This window comes from Nonomuraea rubra (genome assembly GCF_014207985.1).
GTDB lineage: Bacteria > Actinomycetota > Actinomycetes > Streptosporangiales > Streptosporangiaceae > Nonomuraea > Nonomuraea rubra.
Genome location: NZ_JACHMI010000001.1, coordinates 2,269,614 through 2,288,766, shown reverse-complemented (window position 1 = coordinate 2,288,766; position 19,153 = coordinate 2,269,614). Strand labels below are relative to the sequence as shown.

At 73.4% G+C, this 19,153-nt stretch carries 14 protein-coding genes; 4 read left to right on the top strand and 10 right to left on the bottom strand.

Annotated elements, in window-relative coordinates; genetic code table 11:
- Window positions 1–37 precede the first annotated feature (37 nt).
- Both HD593_RS10435 and HD593_RS10430 read right to left on the bottom strand, forming a co-directional pair.
- Window positions 38–1,192: a sensor histidine kinase gene (locus HD593_RS10435; protein ID WP_185101976.1), complete on the bottom strand. Its 1,155-nt coding sequence runs from the start codon at window positions 1,190–1,192 to the stop codon at window positions 38–40.
- A gap of 71 nt (window positions 1,193–1,263) precedes the next feature.
- Entirely contained in the window at window positions 1,264–2,085 is an 822-nt protein-coding gene (locus tag HD593_RS10430) for a CPBP family intramembrane glutamic endopeptidase (RefSeq protein ID WP_185101975.1), read from the bottom strand.
- Between the two features lie 501 nt (window positions 2,086–2,586).
- On the opposite strand from HD593_RS10430, the gene clpX reads away from it, so the two are divergent.
- The 3 genes from clpX to HD593_RS10415 all read left to right on the top strand — a co-directional run bounded on the left by clpX (window position 2,587) and on the right by HD593_RS10415 (window position 5,824).
- Window positions 2,587–3,876, top strand: a complete 1,290-nt coding sequence (gene clpX, locus HD593_RS10425; RefSeq protein WP_185101974.1) for an ATP-dependent Clp protease ATP-binding subunit ClpX — start codon at window positions 2,587–2,589, stop codon at window positions 3,874–3,876.
- A gap of 161 nt (window positions 3,877–4,037) precedes the next feature.
- The gene (locus HD593_RS10420) at window positions 4,038–5,018 is read left to right on the top strand and encodes a Ppx/GppA phosphatase family protein (RefSeq protein WP_246546438.1); all 981 of its coding nucleotides are present in this window, start codon (window positions 4,038–4,040) and stop codon (window positions 5,016–5,018) included.
- An 89-nt stretch (window positions 5,019–5,107) separates the two neighbouring features.
- On the top strand, window positions 5,108–5,824 hold the full coding sequence (locus HD593_RS10415) for a YqjF family protein (protein ID WP_185101973.1): 717 nt from the start codon (window positions 5,108–5,110) through the stop codon (window positions 5,822–5,824).
- A gap of 128 nt (window positions 5,825–5,952) precedes the next feature.
- Here the strand turns inward: HD593_RS10415 and HD593_RS10410 are convergent, their stop codons facing one another.
- The 3 genes from HD593_RS10410 to HD593_RS10400 form a co-directional block, all read right to left on the bottom strand.
- Window positions 5,953–7,194 (bottom strand): serine hydrolase domain-containing protein, encoded by a 1,242-nt coding sequence (locus HD593_RS10410; protein ID WP_312903419.1) that lies wholly within the window; start codon window positions 7,192–7,194, stop codon window positions 5,953–5,955.
- An 86-nt stretch (window positions 7,195–7,280) separates the two neighbouring features.
- On the bottom strand, window positions 7,281–7,658 hold the full coding sequence (locus HD593_RS10405; protein ID WP_185101971.1) for a hypothetical protein: 378 nt from the start codon (window positions 7,656–7,658) through the stop codon (window positions 7,281–7,283).
- 124 nt (window positions 7,659–7,782) lie between these two features.
- Window positions 7,783–8,208: a MarR family winged helix-turn-helix transcriptional regulator gene (locus tag HD593_RS10400; RefSeq protein WP_221524709.1), complete on the bottom strand. Its 426-nt coding sequence runs from the start codon at window positions 8,206–8,208 to the stop codon at window positions 7,783–7,785.
- Between the two features lie 99 nt (window positions 8,209–8,307).
- Between HD593_RS10400 and HD593_RS10395 the strand changes: the two genes are divergently transcribed.
- On the top strand, window positions 8,308–8,808 hold the full coding sequence (locus tag HD593_RS10395) for an SgcJ/EcaC family oxidoreductase (protein WP_185101969.1): 501 nt from the start codon (window positions 8,308–8,310) through the stop codon (window positions 8,806–8,808).
- Between the two features lie 144 nt (window positions 8,809–8,952).
- Here HD593_RS10395 and HD593_RS10390 read toward each other — a convergent pair whose 3' ends face one another.
- Genes HD593_RS10390 through HD593_RS10370 form a run of 5 tightly spaced genes read right to left on the bottom strand, consistent with a single transcriptional unit; the run spans window position 8,953 to window position 19,052 of the window.
- Window positions 8,953–11,082, bottom strand: coding sequence for a hypothetical protein (locus HD593_RS10390; RefSeq protein ID WP_185101968.1), 2,130 nt, complete (start codon window positions 11,080–11,082; stop codon window positions 8,953–8,955).
- Window positions 11,079–12,197, bottom strand: coding sequence for a VWA domain-containing protein (locus HD593_RS10385; RefSeq protein WP_185101967.1), 1,119 nt, complete (start codon window positions 12,195–12,197; stop codon window positions 11,079–11,081). Before HD593_RS10385 ends, HD593_RS10390 begins: the two co-directional genes overlap by 4 nt.
- Window positions 12,194–14,476 (bottom strand): DUF5682 family protein, encoded by a 2,283-nt coding sequence (locus HD593_RS10380; RefSeq protein WP_185101966.1) that lies wholly within the window; start codon window positions 14,474–14,476, stop codon window positions 12,194–12,196. The genes HD593_RS10385 and HD593_RS10380 overlap by 4 nt, the downstream gene beginning before the upstream one ends.
- A 2-nt stretch (window positions 14,477–14,478) precedes the next feature.
- Window positions 14,479–15,558, bottom strand: coding sequence for an ATP-binding protein (locus tag HD593_RS10375; protein WP_185101965.1), 1,080 nt, complete (start codon window positions 15,556–15,558; stop codon window positions 14,479–14,481).
- The gene (locus tag HD593_RS10370; RefSeq protein WP_185101964.1) at window positions 15,555–19,052 is read right to left on the bottom strand and encodes a DUF4132 domain-containing protein; all 3,498 of its coding nucleotides are present in this window, start codon (window positions 19,050–19,052) and stop codon (window positions 15,555–15,557) included. Before HD593_RS10370 ends, HD593_RS10375 begins: the two co-directional genes overlap by 4 nt.
- Between the last annotated feature and the right edge of the window lie 101 nt (window positions 19,053–19,153).

The following is a 19,153-nucleotide window of genomic DNA, read 5'->3' as shown; positions in this document are numbered from 1 at the left end:
ATCATGCCGGACCTCCCGGGGAGGCCGCCGCGGCGGATCATGCCGGGCTTCCCGCGGGGACGCGGGCCTTGACGAGGAAGCCGCCGCCCGGCTGGCGGCCGGCGCTGAACTCGCCGCCGAGGGCCTCGACCCGCTCCCGGAGCCCCGCCAGGCCGCGCCCGCTCCCGCCGGGAGAGGCGGTCCGGGATCCTGAGCCGTCGGTGCTGACCGCCACGCTGATCTCCTTCTCCCCGTAGCGCACGTGAACCACGGTGGGCCTGCCGTGGGCGTATTTGAGGGCATTCGTCAGAGCTTCCTGCACGACCCTATAGGTCACGAACTCCGCGCTGCCCGCCGATTCCGCACGGTCGCCCTCCTCCGCGAGCTCCACCGGCTGCCCGGCCTGGCGCGTCCGCTCCACGAGCGCGTGCAGGTCGCCCGCGGACGGTGTCCTGCCGTCGGTGTCGTGGCCGGGGTTGAGCAGGTCCAGCATGTGCCGCAGGTCGGTGATGGCCCGCCGGCCGGTGTCGGTGACGGCGGTCAGGGCCGCGTCGAGGCGGTCCGGCGCGGCGGTCAGGTAGCGGGCGGCCTCGGCCTGGACGACCATCGCCGTCACGTGGTGGGTCACGACGTCGTGGAGCTCGCGGGCGATGCGGGTGCGCTCGGCGGCGCGGGTGGCCTCGGCGACGTGGCGGCGGCGTTCCGCCTCGGTGGCCCGGCTGAAGCGCAGCCACGCGCCGATGCCCCAGGCGAAGGCCAGCGCCACGTAGAACACCACGTACCCTTCCGGCGGCTCGCTCGCGCCGAGCCGGCTGAGCACGACCGCCAGCAGCACGTACGCCGCGGTGAGCCCGGCCACGGCGATGCGCCGGCCGCGCTCCAGATGGACACCCGCGCTGATGAGCGCGAAGGGCATCGCGTTGCTCGCCAGCGGGTGGTACGCGAGAACCTGGTCGAGGGCGAACCCGAGCGACACCAGGACGAGGCAGACGGCCGGCCACCGCCGGCGCACCGCGAGCGGCAGGGACTGCAGAGCGATCACCAGGATCGCCAGCTCGTCCATGGGGCGGACCGGCAGGTCGCCGACCTGCGTCCCCTTGCCGTGGAGCGCCGGGAGCAGTGACACGACGGCCAGCGCCAGCCCGAACGGCAGGTCCCGGACCGTGACGTCGTACCGCTGCCACGGCTCCGCGATCCGCCGGAAGTCGATCATCGGGAGAGCGTAACGGGCACGCCGCTCCGGAGCCGGCCTGAGGCCGGGCTCCGGAGCTCGACTGAGGCCGGTCATCGGGAGAGCGTAGCGGCCGCGCGGCGCCGCAGCGGGACGAGGTTGCCGCGCCGGCGGGCCAGCGACATGAACACGACCGTCAGCAGCAGGCCGAACACCACCGCGTACGGGCTCGCCTCCGGCCCGAACCCGCCGCCGGTGAGCAGGGCCGGGCCGGACGTCACACCGTTCAGCAGGCCCTGGGACGCGCCGTTGCCCGAGACCTCGGTGGCGAAGATGCCGGCCGCGGCGAAGTTCCAGCCGAAGTGCAGGCCAATCGGCAGCCACAGGGTGCGGGTGGCGGCGTACGCGGCGGCGAGCATGCCGCCGGCCTCGATGGCGATGGCGATCGCGCCCCACAGGGTGGCGTGCGCGTTGAACAGGTGCATCACGCCGAACAGCACCGCTGTCAGCACCAGCGCGAGCCACGTGCCCAGGCGCTCCTCGACGATCCTGAACAGGATGCCGCGGAAGATCACCTCCTCGGTCACGGCGGCGGCGGCCATGAACCCGATCATCGCCACCGCGCCCGTCACCGAGCCCAGGCCGTCCACCCGGTAGCCGCCCAGGAAGGCGATGTTCAGGATGACGGCCGCGAACATCCCGGCGCCGATCAGCATCCCGCGGCCGGTCGCGGCCACGGCTCCCGCCGCGGCCACCTCCGCCGGCTCGCGGCGCTCGGACCAGCGCACCGTCCTGGCGTACACGAACAGCGCGAGCGCGGCCGTCGCGACGCCGAGGACCAGGGTGAGGTACGGATTTCCCCCCACCGCCTGCACGGCCGCGTTACCGGCGGCGGCGACCACCACGGCGGGCACGAGCTGCTTCAACAGACGCATGACGACTCCCTAGCGACCTCCCGCGGCCGGTGCGCCGCGGTCACGCCGAGAACGCTAGGGATCCCGCGGGCCGTAATCGTCACCGTCCGGTGGACAGTCGCGGGTAGCTCTCACGGGGGACACGCTTCCCGCGACCGCCCTGGTCCGGCGGCCGGCGAGAATCCGGCTGAATGGCCGAATTCGAGCTCCCGGCCGATCCCGATATAAAGCGCACCCGCCGGCGTCAATTCATTCCGTGCCGTAATTCCCGGGGAGCCATTCGACCCTGGGAGCGAGCGCCCGCGCGGCCTGTCGCCGGTACGCCCCCGGCGTGTACGCTGTGGAACGAAAAACGCAGAAGTCCGCGTCCGCCCGGAAGTCTCACGCCCGGGCGGAAAGGTCGAGGTGAGCGGAGGTCCGCCGCCACCACACCTTGACCTGCGAATTGCTCTCTGCCCCCAAACCCGTCACGGTGGGTAGTGTTCGCAACCGGGCGAGAATCCCGGCGAAGGAGCGATTGACATGGCGCGCCTCGGTGATCGTGCGGATCAGCTCAAGTGCTCGTTCTGCGGCAAGAGCCAGCGGCAGGTCAGAAGGCTCATCGCCGGCCCTGGCGTCTACATCTGCCAGGAATGCATCGTGATCTGCAACGAGATCATCGAGGAAGAGGCGGAGGAGACTTCCGAGGTCAGGCGCGACGACCTGCCCAAGCCGCACGAGATCTACGCCTTCCTCGACGCGCACGTCGTCGGCCAGGAGAAGGCCAAGAAGACGCTGTCGGTCACCGTCTACAACCACTACAAGCGCATCTTCTCCGGCCGCACCGGCTCGCGCGGCGACGACGTCGAGCTCGCCAAGTCCAACATCCTGCTGCTCGGGCCGTCGGGGTCGGGCAAGACGCTCCTGGCGCAGACCCTCGCCAAGCTGCTGGACCTGCCGTTCGCGATCGCCGACGCGACGGCGCTGACCGAGGCCGGCTACGTGGGCGAGGACGTCGAGAACATCCTGCTCAAGCTCATCCAGGCCGCCGACCACGACGTACGCAAGGCCGAGACCGGCATCGTCTACATCGACGAGATCGACAAGATCGCCCGCAAGAGCGAGAACCCGTCGATCACGCGCGACGTCTCCGGCGAGGGCGTGCAGCAGGCGTTGCTGCGCATCCTGGAGGGCACCACCGCGTCGGTGCCGCCCCAGGGCGGGCGCAAGCACCCGCAGCAGGAGTTCATCCAGCTCGACACCACCAACGTCCTGTTCATCTGCGGGGGCGCCTTCGCGGGCCTGGACCAGCTCATCGAGCAGCGCGTCGGGCACAGGAGAACGGGCTTCGACTCGGTGCTGCGCCCGGCGGGCGGGCAGCCCGGCGACGGCGGCTCGCTGGCGGCGCTCATGCCGGAGGACCTGGTCAAGTACGGGATGATCCCGGAGTTCGTCGGACGCCTGCCGGTCATCACGACGGTGCACGACCTCGACAGCACCGCGCTGATCCAGATCCTGACCGAGCCCAGGAACGCGCTCGTCAAGCAGTACGCGCGGCTGTTCGAGCTGGACGGCGTGGACCTCGAGTTCACCCGTGACGCTCTGGACGCGATCGCCGAGCTGGCGCTGCTGCGCGGCACCGGAGCGCGCGGGCTGCGGGCCATCATGGAGGAGGTGCTGCTGCCGGTGATGTACGACGTGCCCAGCCGCACCGACGTGGCCCGCGTGCTGATCAACGAGGACGCGGTGCTGCGGAACGTCAACCCGAGCCTGATCCCGCGCGGGCGCGCCGCCATGGCCAGGAAACACGGCCCCCAGGAGCAGTCGGCATAAATCCGTGGCCGTGTAATAGGCGTCAAGCCTTTACTCTGCGTAATAACCGGCCATAACTCGTGCACCACCTTCGCCATTGCGGCCGGCCGCCCGGCGAATAGGCCGGTAAACCGATACGGCCGCGCTCATGAAGATTGTTCGCGTCATTGACGGGTATTCGCATGACCATGCGACTCGGCGTTCTCGACATCGGCTCCAATGCCGCCCATCTGCGTATCGCCGACCTCACGGCGGGTTATCCGCCGCAACCGGTGGCCACGCTGAAACGCCAGATCCGCCTGGCCGAGGCGATCAGCCGGGACGGGGTCATCGGGCGGGCGGGGATCGACCGGCTGACCGACGCCGTCAGGGAGGCCGCCGACGTCGCGAGCCGGCACCGGGTGCACGAGCTGGTGCCGTACGCCACCTCGGCCGTGCGCGACGCCGCCAACCGCGACGCGATCCTGACGGAGATCCAGGCCACCTCGGGCGTCCGCGTCGGCTACCTGGACGCCGAACAGGAGGCCAGGCTGACCTTCCTGGCGGCACGGCACTGGTTCGGCTGGTCGGCCGGGCCGATCCTGCTGGCCGACATCGGCGGCGGCTCCATGGAGCTCGCCTACGGCAACGGCGAAACCCCTGACCTGGCGCTCTCCCTCCCTCTGGGCGCCGGCCGCCTGACCCGCCACCACCTGCCGGACCCCGAGCGGGTGAAGCGCAAGCACCGCAAGCGGCTGCGCGAGCACGTCGAATCGGTGCTCGCCAGGAACGTCGGCGACCTCTGCGCGCACCGCATCGGCCAGGCCACCGCGGTGGCGGCCTCCAGGACGTTCGCCCAGCTCGCCCGCCTGTGCGGGGGGCCGAAGGCGAAGGCGGGGCCCCATGTGGTCCGCGAGCTGCACCGGGTCGACCTGGGTGAGGCCATCGAGGTCCTGGCCGCCCGGACGCCCATGGAACGCGCGCAACTCCCGGGCGTCTCGGCGGCTCGCGCCCGCCAGATCCTCGCCGGCGCCATCGTCGCCGACGCCACCATGGCCGCACTGAACCTGGCGGTGGTGCGCATCTGCCCGTGGGCGTTGCGCGAGGGCATCCTGCTGGACCGGCTGCATCACTCGCCGGGGCACGGGCGACGTCTGTACGCGATCCAGGGCGAGAGCGCCTGAACCGGGGAACTCCCCGATCCGCGACGACCAGAGCGCCTGAACCGGGGGATTCCCCGATTGCGCGGGGCGGTGGCGGGCAGGGGTGCGGGATGCGTGCTCCACAGTCGCCCCGGGTCGCCTTGCCCGTGATGTACCAGCGGTGGTCGCGCATGACCTTCGTTCATTGGCGCTACCGGCCGGAGCAGGTGCAGGCGCTGCTCCCGGCCCAGCTCAGGGTGGAGACCTTCGACGGGGCGGCGTGGGTGGGGCTCACCTGCTTCCTCATGCGGGACGTACGGGTGCCCGGCGTTCCGGCGCTGCCGTGGCTGTCCACGTTCCCGGAGACGAACGTGCGGACGTACGTGCGCGATGCCCGCGGCCGTACCGGGATCTGGTTCTTCTCCCTCGATGCGGGACGCCTGCCCGCCGCACTCGGCGGGCGGGGCGGGTTCTGGCTGCCCTACTTCTGGTCCGACATGTCGGTCGACGGCGAGAACGGCCACACCCGGTACAGGTGCCGCCGTCGCCTGCCCGGGCCGGTCGGCGCGCGGTGCGACGTGGACGTGGAGGCCGGCGTGCCACTGGCGGAGCGGGAGCGCGACGAGCTGGCGCACTTCCTGACCGCCCGGTTCCGGCTGTTCAGCCTCGTGGCCGGCCGGCTCGCCGCCGCCCAGGTGGAGCATCCGCCGTGGCCGCTGCACCACGCCCGCCTGATCGGCCTGGACCAGAGCCTGGTGCAGGCCGCGGGACTGCCCGCCCCCGACGGGCAGCCCGTTCTGCACGCGTCTCCCGGGGTGCGGACGCGGGTGGGGATGTGGCGCTGGTGACGAGCAGCCGAGACGACGGCAACGCCCGCCGCGCGCCTGCGCCGCCCCGTGACGGCGGCTCAGAGACACCCGCTTGCCCCGCCCCGTGACAGCGCCTCACACCTGCACCACCGCTCCGGCGGCGCCCGTCAGGCGTGCGCCCGCATCGCTTCCTTGACGGCCTGGAACAGGCGGGCCGCCCGCATGTCCGGTACGCCGTCCCGGATGCGGTTCATCACGTAGCCGAACGCCAGCCCGGTGCTCGGGTCGGCGAAGCCGAGGGAGCCACCGAGGCCGCCGAAGCCGAAGGCCGTGGGCGAGTACCAGTAGGCGTCCGGGGTGGGCAGGCCGAAGCCGGTGCCGATGCGGACGGGCACGCGCAGGATGCGGTCGAGGCCGGCGACCTGCTCCGCGGTCGCGGCGGCCAGGGTGGCGCGGGTGAGGATGCGGTGCCCGTTCACCTCGCCGACGAGGGCGGCGTAGAAGGCGGCCAGGGCGCGTGCCGTGCAGATGCCGTTGGTGGCGGGCAGCTCGGCGGCCTGCTCCCTGGGGTCGTTGTGGTCCAGCAACGGCTGGACGACCATCATCGCGCGCACCGTCAGCGAGGCCGGGTCGGCGTAGGCGGCCATCATGTCCCGCATCGGCTCGGGAACGGTGGCCAGGTCGATGGCGGAGGGGTCGAAGCCGCCCGGGTCGGTGACGATGCGGCTGACCCGGTGGTGTTCCTGCTCGGGCAGCCCGATCCACAGGTCCAGGCCGAGCGGCCGGGCGATCTCCTCGGCGAGGAACGTGCCGAGGCTGCGACCGGAGACCCGGCGGACCACCTCGCCGACGAGCCATCCGTAGGTGTGCGCGTGGTAACCGTGCTCGGTGCCCGGTTCCCAGAACGGCCGCTGGGCCGCCAGCGCGTCCACCACGGGGTTCCAGGCGATGACCTCGGCCGGGGTGACCGGGTGGTCGAGGGTGGGCAGGCCCGCCTGGTGGGTGAGCAGCCATCGCACCGGCACCCGTTCCTTGCCGTTGGCCGCGAACTCGGGCCAGTAGCGGGCCACCGGCGCGTCGAGGTCGAGCTCGCCGCGCTGCGCCAGCAGCAGCGCGCACGCCGCCGTCACCGCCTTGGTGGTGGAGTAGACGACCTGCAGCGTGTCGCGCTCCCACGGGCGTCCCGTCTCCGGGACGGCGAGCCCGCCCCACAGATCGACCACCTTCCGTCCGCGCAGGTAGACGCTGACCGCCGCACCGACCTCCGCCCCGGAGGCCAGGTTGGCCGCGAACGCCTCGCGCACCACCTCGAACCCCGGCGCCGTCTCCCCGCTCACCACCGTCCCCGCCACCGTGCCCACCTGCGGACTCGCCTCTGTGCCCACCGCCGTGCCCGCGTGCGGGCTCACCTCTGGACCCACCCCTGTGCTCGCGTCTGGAGCGTTGTCGAGCATGCGTCATCGCCTTCTGTTCGTGATGCGAAAGAGAGCGGGCGTCAGCGGCGGAACTTCTCGATGAGCCAGGCGCACAGCTCGGGCTCGTTCATCTCGGGGAACTCGGCCTGGAACGTGGCCAGCGCGCGCAGCGCCTCGTCCCGGTCCAGGCCGCGTGCCATCGCCGCCTTGAGGTACTCCTGGCGCGCGGCGGTGGGACGACCGCCGCCGGCCCCGCGCCCGGGCAGGCCCGCACGCCATCGCGCGATCTCCCGCACCCGATCGGGCCGCCATCCGGGAGCCCCGTCCACCTCGACGTCCGGCTCGGGGAACGGATGCTCGGAACCATCGGGGTAGCGCGTGCGCCACTTGTGCACCGCGTGCCGGGTCACTCCCAGGGCCTCGGCCACGCCGAGGACACCGAGATAGCGCTCGGTCATGGGCGCACCAACTCGTCCTTCCGGCCTCCTTCGCGGATCTCCAGTAGTACCACGCCCGGCACCCCACCCTTCGAGGCGCCAAAAACATTGTCTCGATAAGAGACGATGTTTTCAACCCTCCGGCTCAAGAGAGCGCCCTGACGCGGGCGGCCTGCTCCTCCTGAACCCTTCGGGCGGTACGCAGGAAGTCGAGGATGATCGCGAGCGCGTCCGCCCCGTAAGCCCGCAGCGCCTCGGCGCCTGCCCGGCCGACGGGGACGAAGATCTCGGCCTCCGCCGAGCGGGCGGCGTCGGTCGCGGCGACCAGGACACGACGGCGGTTGCCCGGATCGGGAGACCGGGACACCATGCCCGCCCGCTCCAGCCGATCGATGACCGTGGTGGTGGCCGCCGGGCTCAGCTTCAGCGCGGCGCTGATCCGGCCCGCCGCCACCGGGCCCTCGCCCAGCACCACGTCAAGGCAGCGCAGGTCGGTGCGATTCAGGCCGAGCATGGCGGCGGCCGCCTCGTCGAAGGCGTCGAAGCTCTGCTGCAGCTGCCGGAGCTCCATGGCGATCTCTTCAATGACAGTACTTTTCGACATTCGAATCTTTCTGTTATCGTACATTTCGTTGCTCGAAACGACGATACCAGCTTCGGAGGCACCACCATGCGCTCGACCACTCTCACGCAGACCGCTGACACCGCTCGGATCGAGAAGCTGTTCGCCGACTTCATGGCGGCCTGGACGGCGAACGACGCCGAGGCGTTCGGGGCGCTGTTCACCGACGACTCCGACTACGTCTCCTACGACGGCACCATCGCCCGCGGCCGGACGCTGCACCAGCACAACCACGACCAGCTCTTCCGGGGCGTCCTGGCCGGCTCGGCCCTGGTCGGCGACCTGGAGTCGGTCCGCTACCTCACGCCGGACGTCGCCGTCGCGTACGGCACGGCCTCCGTCCTGATGCCGTGGCGATCCACGCTCCCCAAGCGGCGGCTGTCGCGGCAGACCATCGTCGTGGTGCGCACGGAGGCCGGGTGGAAGATCGGCGCCATCCACAACGGCCGCGTCCGGCCCGTCACCGTTCCCGCGCCCGACGCGTTCCCGTCGAAGATGTCCCAGCTCATGGCGCGGATCGCCCACCGGCTCGGCCTCGGGCGGCGCTGACGGTGCGAGGTGCCGGCAGCGTGCCTCACCCGAAGCCTGTTCGGGTCACCGGGCGGCAGTCCGGAGCTCCCGGTCATCCTAGGCGGGACGCGCGCCCGAGATCTCCTGCCGGTGAGCCACCGTCCAGACGCCCCGCACACCTCCTTAGTGCAGGTCCAGAGCCACCTCCAGGCGCAGGTACGCGTCCACCCAGGCCTGCTCGGCCGCCTCCTCGGAGCCGTCCGCCCGCGCCGCCGCGAACGCCGTGACGGCCTGCGCGGCACGCCGCAGCCCCAGTACGGTCAACCGCTGCGCGGCGGCGGCGAGCCGTTCGCCGTAGGTGGGCGGCAGGTGCGACAGGCCGTGATGGGCCGCCTCGGCGAGCAGCCCCCGGGCCTCGATCAGGACGGCGGCCAGCGGCTCGGGCCGCTCGTCCGCGCCGGCCTCGAGCCTGCCGCTCCCGCCCGCGGGCTGCAGGTCGGGAACGATCACCCGGTCGCCGGCCGCCAGCCCGAGCGGTTCGACGACCAGACCGCCCGCGGTGCGCCCCACCACGCCGCTGACGAACCGCGGCTCGCCGTGCTCCCCGGCGAGCACGTCCGCCAGCGAGTCGAGCCGCCCGGGCGCGGCGACGGTGTGGGTGGCCGTGACGGTGGCCGTGTGGCCCGCCTGGTCCGCGATGACGGCGTCGAGCCGCTGGTCGCCGGGGGCGTACCAGATGGCCTCCACGCGCGCGACGGCGAGGACCCGCACCAGCTCCGCCTCGATCCGCGGGCGGACGGGCCGCAGCGGCAGGGCGTCGAGCTCGCGGCCGAGCGCCGCGTAGTCGGTGACCAGCAGGGACGGCGGCAACCCGGCCCAGTCGCCCCGTGACGGGCTGACCGTCGTCCTGGAGACCCGCCCGGTGGCCAGCCGCACCGTACGGCTCGCGCTGCGCACGGCGGACTCCGTGACCACGTTCCCCGTGGCCAGGGTGGCCAGCGTGGACGTGGCGATCCGCCGCCGCGCCAGCGCCGCCCCGTCCTCCTCGCCGTCCCACTGGCGGCGCAGGACCAGCACCATGGCGTTGTCGCCGTGAGCCAGGTAGACCTCGGCGATCCGCTGGTCGCCCACGCCGCGGACACGGCAGCCGAGGCTCTCCAGCCGGGCCCGGCGCAGCGGGGTCTCGGCGGCCTCCGCGGTGCCGAGCACGCTGCTGCGCAGGGTGGCGTCCGGCCGGGTCACCGCGCGGTGCCGGGCGTGCAGCTCGGCGACGTGGCTCGCCAGCAGCTCGGGACGGTACTGGGTGCTGCGGTCGCGGTAGGAGGCGAGCTGCTCGGCGAGGTCGCCCACGGCCAGCAGCGGCCAGCGCAGCCCGGCCGCGTCCAGGTGGCGTTGCACGTCGGCGATGCCTGCTTCGAGGCCGTGGCCGAGGTGCGCCGCGCCCTCGCGCAGGACGGTGCCCGCCAGGCCCAGCGCCCGCTCCAGCCCGGACCCGGCGCCGTCCGCCACCTGCCCGCCGACGTCTACCCGCGCTTCTGGCACGCCGGGGTGCAGCTCGTCGGCCACCCGGAACGCCCACACCGCCAGCGCGATGACGTCGTCCCGGCTGCCGGCGACGCTGTCGGTGTGCACGAACCCGAGATCTCCTGGGATCAGGAATCGCACGGTGGCGGTGGCCAGCTCGACCTGCGGCACCGGGTCGGCGGGACTCGCGCGGCGGACCCGCGCGGTGTACCCGGCCCGCTCCGCGCGGCGGGCCGCGGCCATCAGCCGGGCACCGATCCTGGCCGTGAGCTCGTCATCGGTGATCTGCGCCGGCGACCACGCCACGGACTCCGCCCGCCCGGTGCCCGCCAAGCCCGCGGACGCATCGGCCCCGGCGGCCTGGGCGGAGCCCGCGGACAGGCCGGCCTCGGCGGGCGAAGCGGACGGAGCGGCGCCACCGGAGACGGCCGGCGAACCGGACGGGGCGGAGACCGCGGAGGCAGCAGGCGAGTCGGTGGAGGCGGCGGGTGAAGGGGCGGCGTCGGTGGGGGCTGGGGGCGGGGCGGGTTCGGCGTGCAGGTGCTGGTAGGTGAGGATGACCGCGATGACGTGCCGGCAGACGCCGGTGGCGCCGCAGGTGCAGCGGGCCACGTCCAGCCCCCCGGTCGGCAGGCTCGCGACCGGCCCGCCGGGGAACTCGCCGTGCACGGTGCTGTCAGCGTCGGTACGCAGCTCCGGCACCGTCTCCTTGGCGGCCCGCTTGACCAGGCCCCGGTTGGTGAGCGCGGCGAGGGAGTCGGCCGAGAGCCCGAGCAGATCCGTCCTCATCGGCCCACGTGCTCCGCCACGAAGGACGCCAGCTCGCCCGGCGTCATCGCCCCCACGTACGCCCCCACGTCGGCCAGCCGCTGGGCCAGCTCCCGGTCGAAGGCGGGGTTGGCCTGCTCGTCCAGGGCCGCCAGCCCCAGCACCTTGCTGCCCTGCCCCACCAGGTCGCGCACGATCCGTACCAGCCGTTGCGGATCACCGCCCTCGTAGAAGTCCGAGATCAGCACGACGATCGCCCGCCGCGGCTGATCCACCAGGCCCGCGCCGTACGCCGCCGCGCGGGCGATGTCGGTGCCGCCGCCGAGCTGGACCTTCATCAGCAGCTCCACGGGATCGTCCACGTCGGCCGTCAGGTCCACCACCTCCGTGTCGAACGCCACCAGGTGGGTGCGCACCCCGGGCAGCCCCCACAGGCAGGCCGCGGTGACGGCCGAGTGGATCACCGAGTCGACCATCGACCCGGACTGGTCGACGAGCAGGATCACCTGCCACTGCTCCAGGTGGCGGCGGGTGCGGGAGAAGAAGTACGGGGTCTCGATCACCACCTTGCCCGTCTCCGGCTGGTAGCGGCCGAGGTTCGCGCGCAGGGTCCTGACCATGTCGAAGTTGCGGGCCAGCCGGAACCGACCGGACCGCCGTACCTTGGTGCCGGTGAACGCGCTGCGCACCTCCGTGGCGAGCTTGTCCATGAGCTGGCGGACGACCTGCTCCACGATCCGCCTGGCCAGCCGGAGTACCTGCGGGTTCATCAGGTGCTTGGTCCGCAGCACCGCCTTGAGCAGGGCCGGGTTGGGCTCGATGCGGGCCAGGACGGCGGGGTCGGTCACCACGTCGTGGATCTCGTAGCGCTCGACCGCGTCCCGTTGCAGGCGTTCCACGGTCTCCTTGGGGAACAGCCGGGCGATGTCGTCGAGCCAGTCGAACGTGGTCAGCGTGGACGGCCCCGTGCCGCCCTGCCGTACGCCGCGCCGGCGCAGTTCCTCGTCGCGGCCGTAGAGCCAGTCGACGGCGGCGTCGCGGGCGGCGGCCTGGCCGTCGAGCTGCGCGCCGCCGAGGCACGCGCCGCCTGCCTCGCCGAGCAGCAGGCGCCACCGTTCGAGGGTGGGGTCGGTCATGACGTGATCAGTCCCTCCCGGCGCAGGGCCGCTTCGACCCGCTCGTCCAGTGCCATTCCGGCGGCGACCAGCTCCGGTGCCGCGTCCAGCCGCATCAGGTCCCAGCCGGAGCCGCCCCCGGCGCGCCGTTCGACCAGGCGGGTGGCGATGAGGTGCCGCTCTCGCGGCGGGAAGAAGCCGAACGCCTGGCGCAGGGCGGGCAGGGCCACCAGGAAGTCGTCCTCGGTCAGCGCCGCGACCAGCTCGTCGAGCAGCTCCAGCATGCCGTCGGCGTGCAGCACCTCCTCGCGGGCCAGCGCGAACAACCCGGCCAGCCAGTCCCCGGCCGTCGCCGGGACGAACGCCCCCCGCACCGCCCTGACCAGCTCGCCATCGCCCGCCGCACCGGACACCACTCCGCCAGGGTCGCCGGTGGTTGTGCCGCGTAGTGACCAGGCCAGGCCCAGCGACGCTCCCCGCAGGTCGGGCGGCGCGTCCTGGCAGGCCGCGATCCGGCCGGCGACGCCCAGCGCCAGCGCCGGGTCCAGGCCGAGTGCCGGACCGGCGTGCCGGAGCGCGTCGCGTACGGCGATCACGGCGTCGATGCGCGCCAGATCGGCCGGGGCGGGCCCGCCGCGCACCCCTTCGGCCAGCCAGAGCGCCCGTTCGGTGGCGGCCACGACGACCGTGCCCAGGGTGGTGCTGCCGCTGGTCCGGAACAGGTCGTCGTGCCGCCACATCGCCAGGGCCACGGTGAGGGTACGCCCCAGCGCCCCCAGATCGGCCGCCGCGCCGACAGCCCGCGCCAGATCGTCCAGCACCCGTCCGGCCAGCTCGCCGACGCCGCACAGCGCAGCGTCGAACAGGATGCCGGCCAGCTGGTCCAGATCGGCGCCCGTGACACGTTCCGCGAGGGCGGCCGCCGCCGCCTCCTGCGGGTCCACGCCGTACCCGCCGGCCTCGATCAGGGCGGGCAGCCGGTCCACCGCCTCGGTCAGCACCCACTGCTCCACCAGCTCCGCGCCGCCTCCCGGGCGGGGGCCCGAGCGGCGTTCCACGCCGGGGATGCCGAGCACGCGCAGCCGGTGCAGCAGCCGGCTGCGCTCCCGGCCGGCCTGCTTGCCGAGGTCGAGCCGTTCCTCGCCGGGATCGCCCAGCACCGCGAGGACGGCGTGCACCAGCGGCGGCAGCGGGGTCGAGGGGTGCAGGCGGCCCACCCGGTCACCGCTCAGCGCCGCGATCATCTCCACGATCACCGGATGGCTGCCTGCCTGCAGCGGCCCTCGGGTGGCCCACGGCAGCGGGGTCTCGATCGCCTCGCTGACCAGGGCGCTCGCCAGGCCGTCCAGCACGTCCACGCGGGCCGGATGCGGATGGCCGCGCATCAGCGCGATGCCGTCCGCGGTGGCGCGGGCGGCGATCAGGTCCGCGGTGGAGACCGGCTGGCGGCGGGCGCGCAGCCGGGCCGTCACCGCCTCGGCGAGCCCGCGGGCGGCCTCGGCGGGGCCGGACTCCCACAGGCGCTGGTAGTAGGCCGGTGACGGCATGCCCGACTGGTAGCCGTCGAACGCGTCCAGCCGCCGGAACGAGTACGGCACCAGGTAGCTGCCGACCGCCGCGCCCTCGGGCGGTCGCGGCACCTCCGGCCAGTCGCTGCCGCCCCGCTCGGCCAGCCGGATCAGCGCGGGCCGGTGGAAGCCGCCCGTGACCACGACCACCGGCCGGTCGCCGGCGTCGGCCGCGGCGGCCCGGATCCAGTGCGCCATGTACGCCTCGCGCGCCGCGTCGTCCGGCCCCGTCGGCGTGTCGCCGCGCACCAGGTCGAAGTAGGTGGCCAGCCGCTCGTCGAGCCGGTCGGCCGGCTCGATCTCGAACAGGTGGTCCCACAACGCGTCCACGTTGTCCACCGAGAAGGCCCGGCACAACCGCCGGGTCACCTCGTCGTAGCGGGCCTCGGCGTCGGCGTACCGGTTGCGGACGTCGGCCAGCGCCGGATGCCAGGCGGGCAGGTCGATGAAGCGCAGCTCGGCGCCGGCGTCCCGGCCGGCGGCCAGCGCGGTCCACTCCGGGGAGTAGTCGCACAGCGGGGTCCACGAGCCGTGCCGCCGTTCCGGATCCCGGTAGCTGGTGTAGACGGCGATCGGCAGCTCGTGGCCGAGCAGCAGCTCGTCCATCCGGTGGTTCATGTCCGCCGGGCCCTCGACCAGCACGTATGCCGGCCGTACGGAAGCGATGGTGTCGGCGACCAGCCGGGCGCAGGCCGGGCTGTGGTGCCGCACGCCGAGAAACGTGACCGCCATCGTCAGCCCGGCAGCAGGTGGCGGGACTCGTACAGGGCCCGCCACTGCTCGCCGTGCCGCCGCCGCTGCTCCAGGTACCTGCGCAGCTTCGCCAGGTCCTCCGGGTTGTCCTTGGCGGCGGTGCCGGCCAGGCAGGAGACCAGGTCGGCGGCCGTACCCGGCTCGCCGCGCAGGAACCAGCCGCGCAGCCCGACGGCGTGCGCGACCGAGACGGCCTCGGCGGTGCTCATCACCCCCGACAGCCGGTCGGTGGCGTCTCCGCGCGCGGTCTGGCCATCGCGCAGCTCCCTGAACGCGGTGACCAGGACCTCCAGCACGTCCCTGCGCGGCGGCGCGCCGACGCCCGAGCGCTTCAGCAGCGCGGTGGCCTCCGCCTCCACCAGCATCAGCTCGGTCTCGAAGTCGGCGATCGGGAAGACGGTCTCGAAGTTGAAGCGGCGCTTGAGCGCGGCGCTCATCTCGTTGACGCCGCGGTCGCGGGTGTTGGCGGTGGCGATGACGGTGAACCCCTCCCTGGCGAACACCATCGACTCCGGTCCGGTCAGCTCCGGTACGGCGAGCACCCGGTCCGACAGCGGCGACAGCAGGCAGTCCTGCACCTCCAGCGGGCACCGGGTGATCTCCTCGAAGCGCACCACCTTGCCCTCCGCCATGCCGCGCAGCAGCGGCGCGGCCACCAGCGACCGGGTGGACGGTCCCTCGGCGACCAGCAGCGCGTAGTTCCACGAGTACTTGATCTGGTCTTCCGTGGTGGCGGCGCCGCCCTGGATGGTCAGCGTCGAGGTGCCGCTCACCGCCGCGGCCAGCAGCTCCGACAGCAGCGACTTGGCGGTGCCGGGCTCGCCCACCAGCATCAGCCCGCGGTTGGTCGCCAGCGACACCAGGGACCGGTCGATCAGCGAGGGGTCGCCCACGAACTTGCGGCTGATGCCCAGCTTCTCGTCCCCGAGCACGAAGCGCCGGGCGGCCCGCAGGCTCAGCGCCCAGCCGGGCGGGCGGGGGTCGGTGTCGTCCTCCCGCAGCCGGGCCAGCTCGCCGGCGTAGCGGATCTCGGCCGGGGGCCGCTGCACGTGCTCGTTCATCGGGTGATCTCCCGCAGGTCCCGGATGATCTCGGAGGCGGTGATCGGGTCGAGCCCTTCGACCGAGACCCCTATCAGGCTCTGCTCCTCGGCGAAGTCGAGGTAGCCGATCGCGATGCCGGGGTCGAGGCTGATCGTGAGGGTCCTGCCGCCGGGCACGTCCCGCTCGATCCAGCCCTGGATGCCGGCGTCCTGCGGCGCGCCGCGCCGCCAGCCGCGCCGTTCCAGGCCGACGACCGCGCCGGTCGGGATCTTGGCGGCCTCGATCTCGGCGATCAGCGCCTGGTCCGGCTCGTACGTCTCCCTGCCGAGCTGCGGGAACGGCTGGAGGATCTCGTAGTCGGCGAACACCTCGGCCCAGGCGGGCAGGCTCTCCCCCAGCTCCAGCGGGTGCACCACCCCGACGGAGGCGCCATCGGGCAACGTCAGCGGGTCGTCCTCGACGTCGGCGAAGCTGCGGTCCTCGGCCACGCGCAGCGCGCCCGTGAGCTCGCCGGAGGAGTCGTAGATGCCCCAGACCAGCCGCCGTACGATGTGCCAGAGCAGCGGGTGGCCGACGAGCAGCCGCCCGAAGTCCTCGGCGTTCCAGCGGCGCCGGCCCACCATGGCCTGCTCCAGGCGGCGGATGTTGTCCGACGCCACGGCCCGCACGTCCTTCTTCAGCCCGGCGAACCGCTGGTAGGCGGCGGGCGCCAGCTCCGGATCGTCGTTGACGCCGGGCTTGGGCAGGTTCTTCAGCCGCTTGCCTGCCCCGTCGGCCACGTACGGCTTGAGCTGCTCGTCGAAGCCGACGACGAACCGCCTGCGGCCGTAGTCGAGCGTCAGGCTGCCGTCGGCGGACAGCCCGAAGTCCGGCACCAGCCGGTCGGCCAGCTCCTGCGGGGTCAGGCCGAGCTCGGCGGCCACCTCGTCCAGCTTCTGCCTGGCCCGGCTCTTGAGCCCGCTGTACTTGACCTTCTCTGCGATGCCGTGCAGGTGCATCAGCGCGACGTCGGAGCCGAGGCCGGCCAGCAGGTCCAGGCCGGTGACCGCACGCGCGTACGCGTTCTCGCCGGGCCAGACCCTGATCAGCGGGGTCAGCCGCCTGACGGTCTCGTCGTCGCCGATCAGCCCCAGGGCGTCCATCACCCAGCCCTCCCTGGACGGGTAACCGGCCGCCTGCCAGCGCTGGAACAGCGACCAGCCGAAGTTCGCCAGACTGTGAGGGTCGCAGGCCCGCTGGACCAGGGCGAGCCCGGCGTACGGCTGGCCCGGCCGGGAGAGCGCCAGCATCGTCATCACGTGCCGGACCGCCGCGGCCGGCAGCGCGCCCGCGTCGCCACGCAGGTGGATCGGCGTCAGGAGCGCGACGTCCGCCCACTTGGGCAGCGTGGGCATCTTGGCGGGCAGCGCGTCGAGCGGGTCGGCCGCGAGCAGGTCGGCGATCGCGGCCTCGGCGTCGGGACCGTAACCCGCGGCGGCCCGTGCCACGGTGTCGCGCTCGCCTCCGGCGGCCAGCGCCGTCAGCGCCTGCTCGGCCTGCCGCCTGGCCGCGCCGGGCTTGCCGAGGGCCGCCGGGATCAGCGCCCTGGCGGCGGCCTCGGGGTGGCGTGCCAGCCAGGCCAGCGCGATGGCGCGCACCGACTTCAGCCGGGCCAGCCAGTCGGCCATCAGCACGGCGATCTCCGGGCCGGCGAACGGGAGCAGCACCTGAGCGACCGTGGCGGGGCTGCGCCGGGCGCAGTCCAGGGCCACGGGCAGTGCCGCCAGCCCGAACCTGGCGATGATCGGCGGCAGCCACTCGGCGGCTCCCCACCGGTCGGCCGGGCGCCACGTGCCGATCAGCGGTGCGGCCAGCCTCTCGGGACCGGAGACGAACAGGGCGGCCTCGTTGCCCCAGTATCCCGAGGCGCCGCCGGTCTCGGCGATCTGGGCGGCGACCGCCTCCCACGTCTGGTTGTAGGTCCGCTCGTACCGGGCATGGCAGGAGCGCCAGTTGTCCCGCTCGCCCGGCGCCCACACCAGGGCCGGCTCGTCGTCACACGCCAGGCCGCTCACCTCGGCCTGCTTGCGGGCCTTACGGGAACGCGACCAGGGCGGGCTGACCAGCACCTCGGGCAGGGCCTCGACCGGGGCGGTGGCGACCGGCGCGGCGTTCGCGAGCTTGTCGATGCGTTCGGCGGCGGCGTCTCCGACAGTCGCGAGCACCTCGGGCACCAGGTCGGGATGGGAGTGCACGTGGGCGCGCAGCAGCAGGTCCGCGGTCTTGCCGCCGGTGGTGGCCAGCAGCCGCATCGCCCTGCGGGGGAAGCGGGCCGCCGCGCGCATGAACGCCGGCTGGGTGTACTTGCGGTCGAGGCGGTCGAGGAGTGCCCGCATCGCCGCGTCGGACGGCAGCTCGGCGAGCACGCCCAGCAGCCGCCGCTCGTTGTCCGCGCTGTAGGCGTCGTCCAGCAGTCCGGCCAGCAGCGGCAGGGCCTCCAGGCCCACGCCGTCGATGAGCGTGGCGGGCAGGGCGAGCGAGTGCAGCACCGAGTAGGCGTGCACGTGGCCCGCGATGAGCGCCAGCTGCTCCGGCGTGCTGATCGCGGCCATCAGGTGGAACGCGAGCCGCGGGTTCACGCTGTCCACCTCGGCGCAGTCGGCCGTGACCCAGGCGACCTCGGTCGGCGCCAGGAACGAGGCCGCCACCCGGTGGTGCAGCCCGGCCTCGCGACTGGCCGCCAGGGCCTCGACGGCCAGGGCGTACCCGGCGTCCGGCTCGGCTGCCAGGGCCGCGCGGACGCGCGTGTAGATCCCTATCCTGTCCCAGCCCCACCAATGTTGCGGGAACTCGTCGTCTGCCACGCGCCGCACTCGCCAGTCGTCCCTGTCATAGGCGAGTTCCAGCGAGGCCAGCTCGGTCACGGCCACCGCCGCGAACACGGGACCGTGCTCGGCCAGCCAGGCCTCGGCGATCAGGGGCCCCAGCTCGCGGTCGTGCTGCGCCAGGGACGCGACCACCACCGCGGCGCCCAGCGGCGTGGCGGCGGGCGCCCCCGCCAGGTACGCCGTCCCCGCCGCGGCCAGCTCCGGATCACGGACCTGCGCCAGCGAGTCCAGCAGCCGCTGCCTGTGCCCCTCCAGCCTGGTGGCGAGCTGCCCGGGCGCGGCCGGATCCGGCTGCTTCACCGCGACCTTCGTCCCGCCCCGCCGCGGGTACAGCGCCCGCAGCCAGGCGGCCGGCATCGTCAGCCGGTCCTCGTCCTCGGCGGCGACCGGCTCGTTCCCGGCGGCGCCGACCGGCTCCGGGGCAGCGACTGTCTCGTCCTCGGTGTAGCCCTTGCGTAACTTCTCCGCCACCAGCTTGCCGGCCGCCGCCGTGGCGGCCTCCGCGGTCTCGTACGCCTTGACCTGCGTCCGGCCGGTCGCTCCCATCTTCCCGTACCGGATGGTGAGGTCCGTGCCGTCCTGCCGCACCTCCCAGAACTTCGCCGAACCGTCGCCGGCAAGGGTGAGCATCCGATCTGCGCTCATGCCGAACACACCTCCACGCTGTGTCTGATGCGGGACTGGCCGGTCGAGCGACGAACGGACCGGCATCCTCGGTGATCGTTAGCGGCGAGTATGGCGGGCCC

What these genes read in the sequence shown, in the direction of transcription:
- HD593_RS10385 (WP_185101967.1), bottom strand. Translation starts at nt 12,197, where the DNA reads ATGACCGACCCCACCCTCGAACGGTGGCGCCTGCTGCTCGGCGAGGCA.
- HD593_RS10400 (WP_221524709.1), bottom strand. Translation starts at nt 8,208, where the DNA reads ATGGAGCTCCGGCAGCTGCAGCAGAGCTTCGACGCCTTCGACGAGGCG.
- clpX (WP_185101974.1), top strand. Translation starts at nt 2,587, where the DNA reads ATGGCGCGCCTCGGTGATCGTGCGGATCAGCTCAAGTGCTCGTTCTGC.
- HD593_RS10370 (WP_185101964.1), bottom strand. Translation starts at nt 19,052, where the DNA reads ATGAGCGCAGATCGGATGCTCACCCTTGCCGGCGACGGTTCGGCGAAG.
- HD593_RS10420 (WP_246546438.1), top strand. Translation starts at nt 4,038, where the DNA reads ATGACCATGCGACTCGGCGTTCTCGACATCGGCTCCAATGCCGCCCAT.
- HD593_RS10415 (WP_185101973.1), top strand. Translation starts at nt 5,108, where the DNA reads ATGCGTGCTCCACAGTCGCCCCGGGTCGCCTTGCCCGTGATGTACCAG.
- HD593_RS10375 (WP_185101965.1), bottom strand. Translation starts at nt 15,558, where the DNA reads ATGAACGAGCACGTGCAGCGGCCCCCGGCCGAGATCCGCTACGCCGGC.
- HD593_RS10405 (WP_185101971.1), bottom strand. Translation starts at nt 7,658, where the DNA reads ATGACCGAGCGCTATCTCGGTGTCCTCGGCGTGGCCGAGGCCCTGGGA.
- HD593_RS10435 (WP_185101976.1), bottom strand. Translation starts at nt 1,192, where the DNA reads ATGATCGACTTCCGGCGGATCGCGGAGCCGTGGCAGCGGTACGACGTC.
- HD593_RS10395 (WP_185101969.1), top strand. Translation starts at nt 8,308, where the DNA reads ATGCGCTCGACCACTCTCACGCAGACCGCTGACACCGCTCGGATCGAG.
- HD593_RS10380 (WP_185101966.1), bottom strand. Translation starts at nt 14,476, where the DNA reads ATGGCGGTCACGTTTCTCGGCGTGCGGCACCACAGCCCGGCCTGCGCC.
- HD593_RS10430 (WP_185101975.1), bottom strand. Translation starts at nt 2,085, where the DNA reads ATGCGTCTGTTGAAGCAGCTCGTGCCCGCCGTGGTGGTCGCCGCCGCC.
- HD593_RS10390 (WP_185101968.1), bottom strand. Translation starts at nt 11,082, where the DNA reads ATGAGGACGGATCTGCTCGGGCTCTCGGCCGACTCCCTCGCCGCGCTC.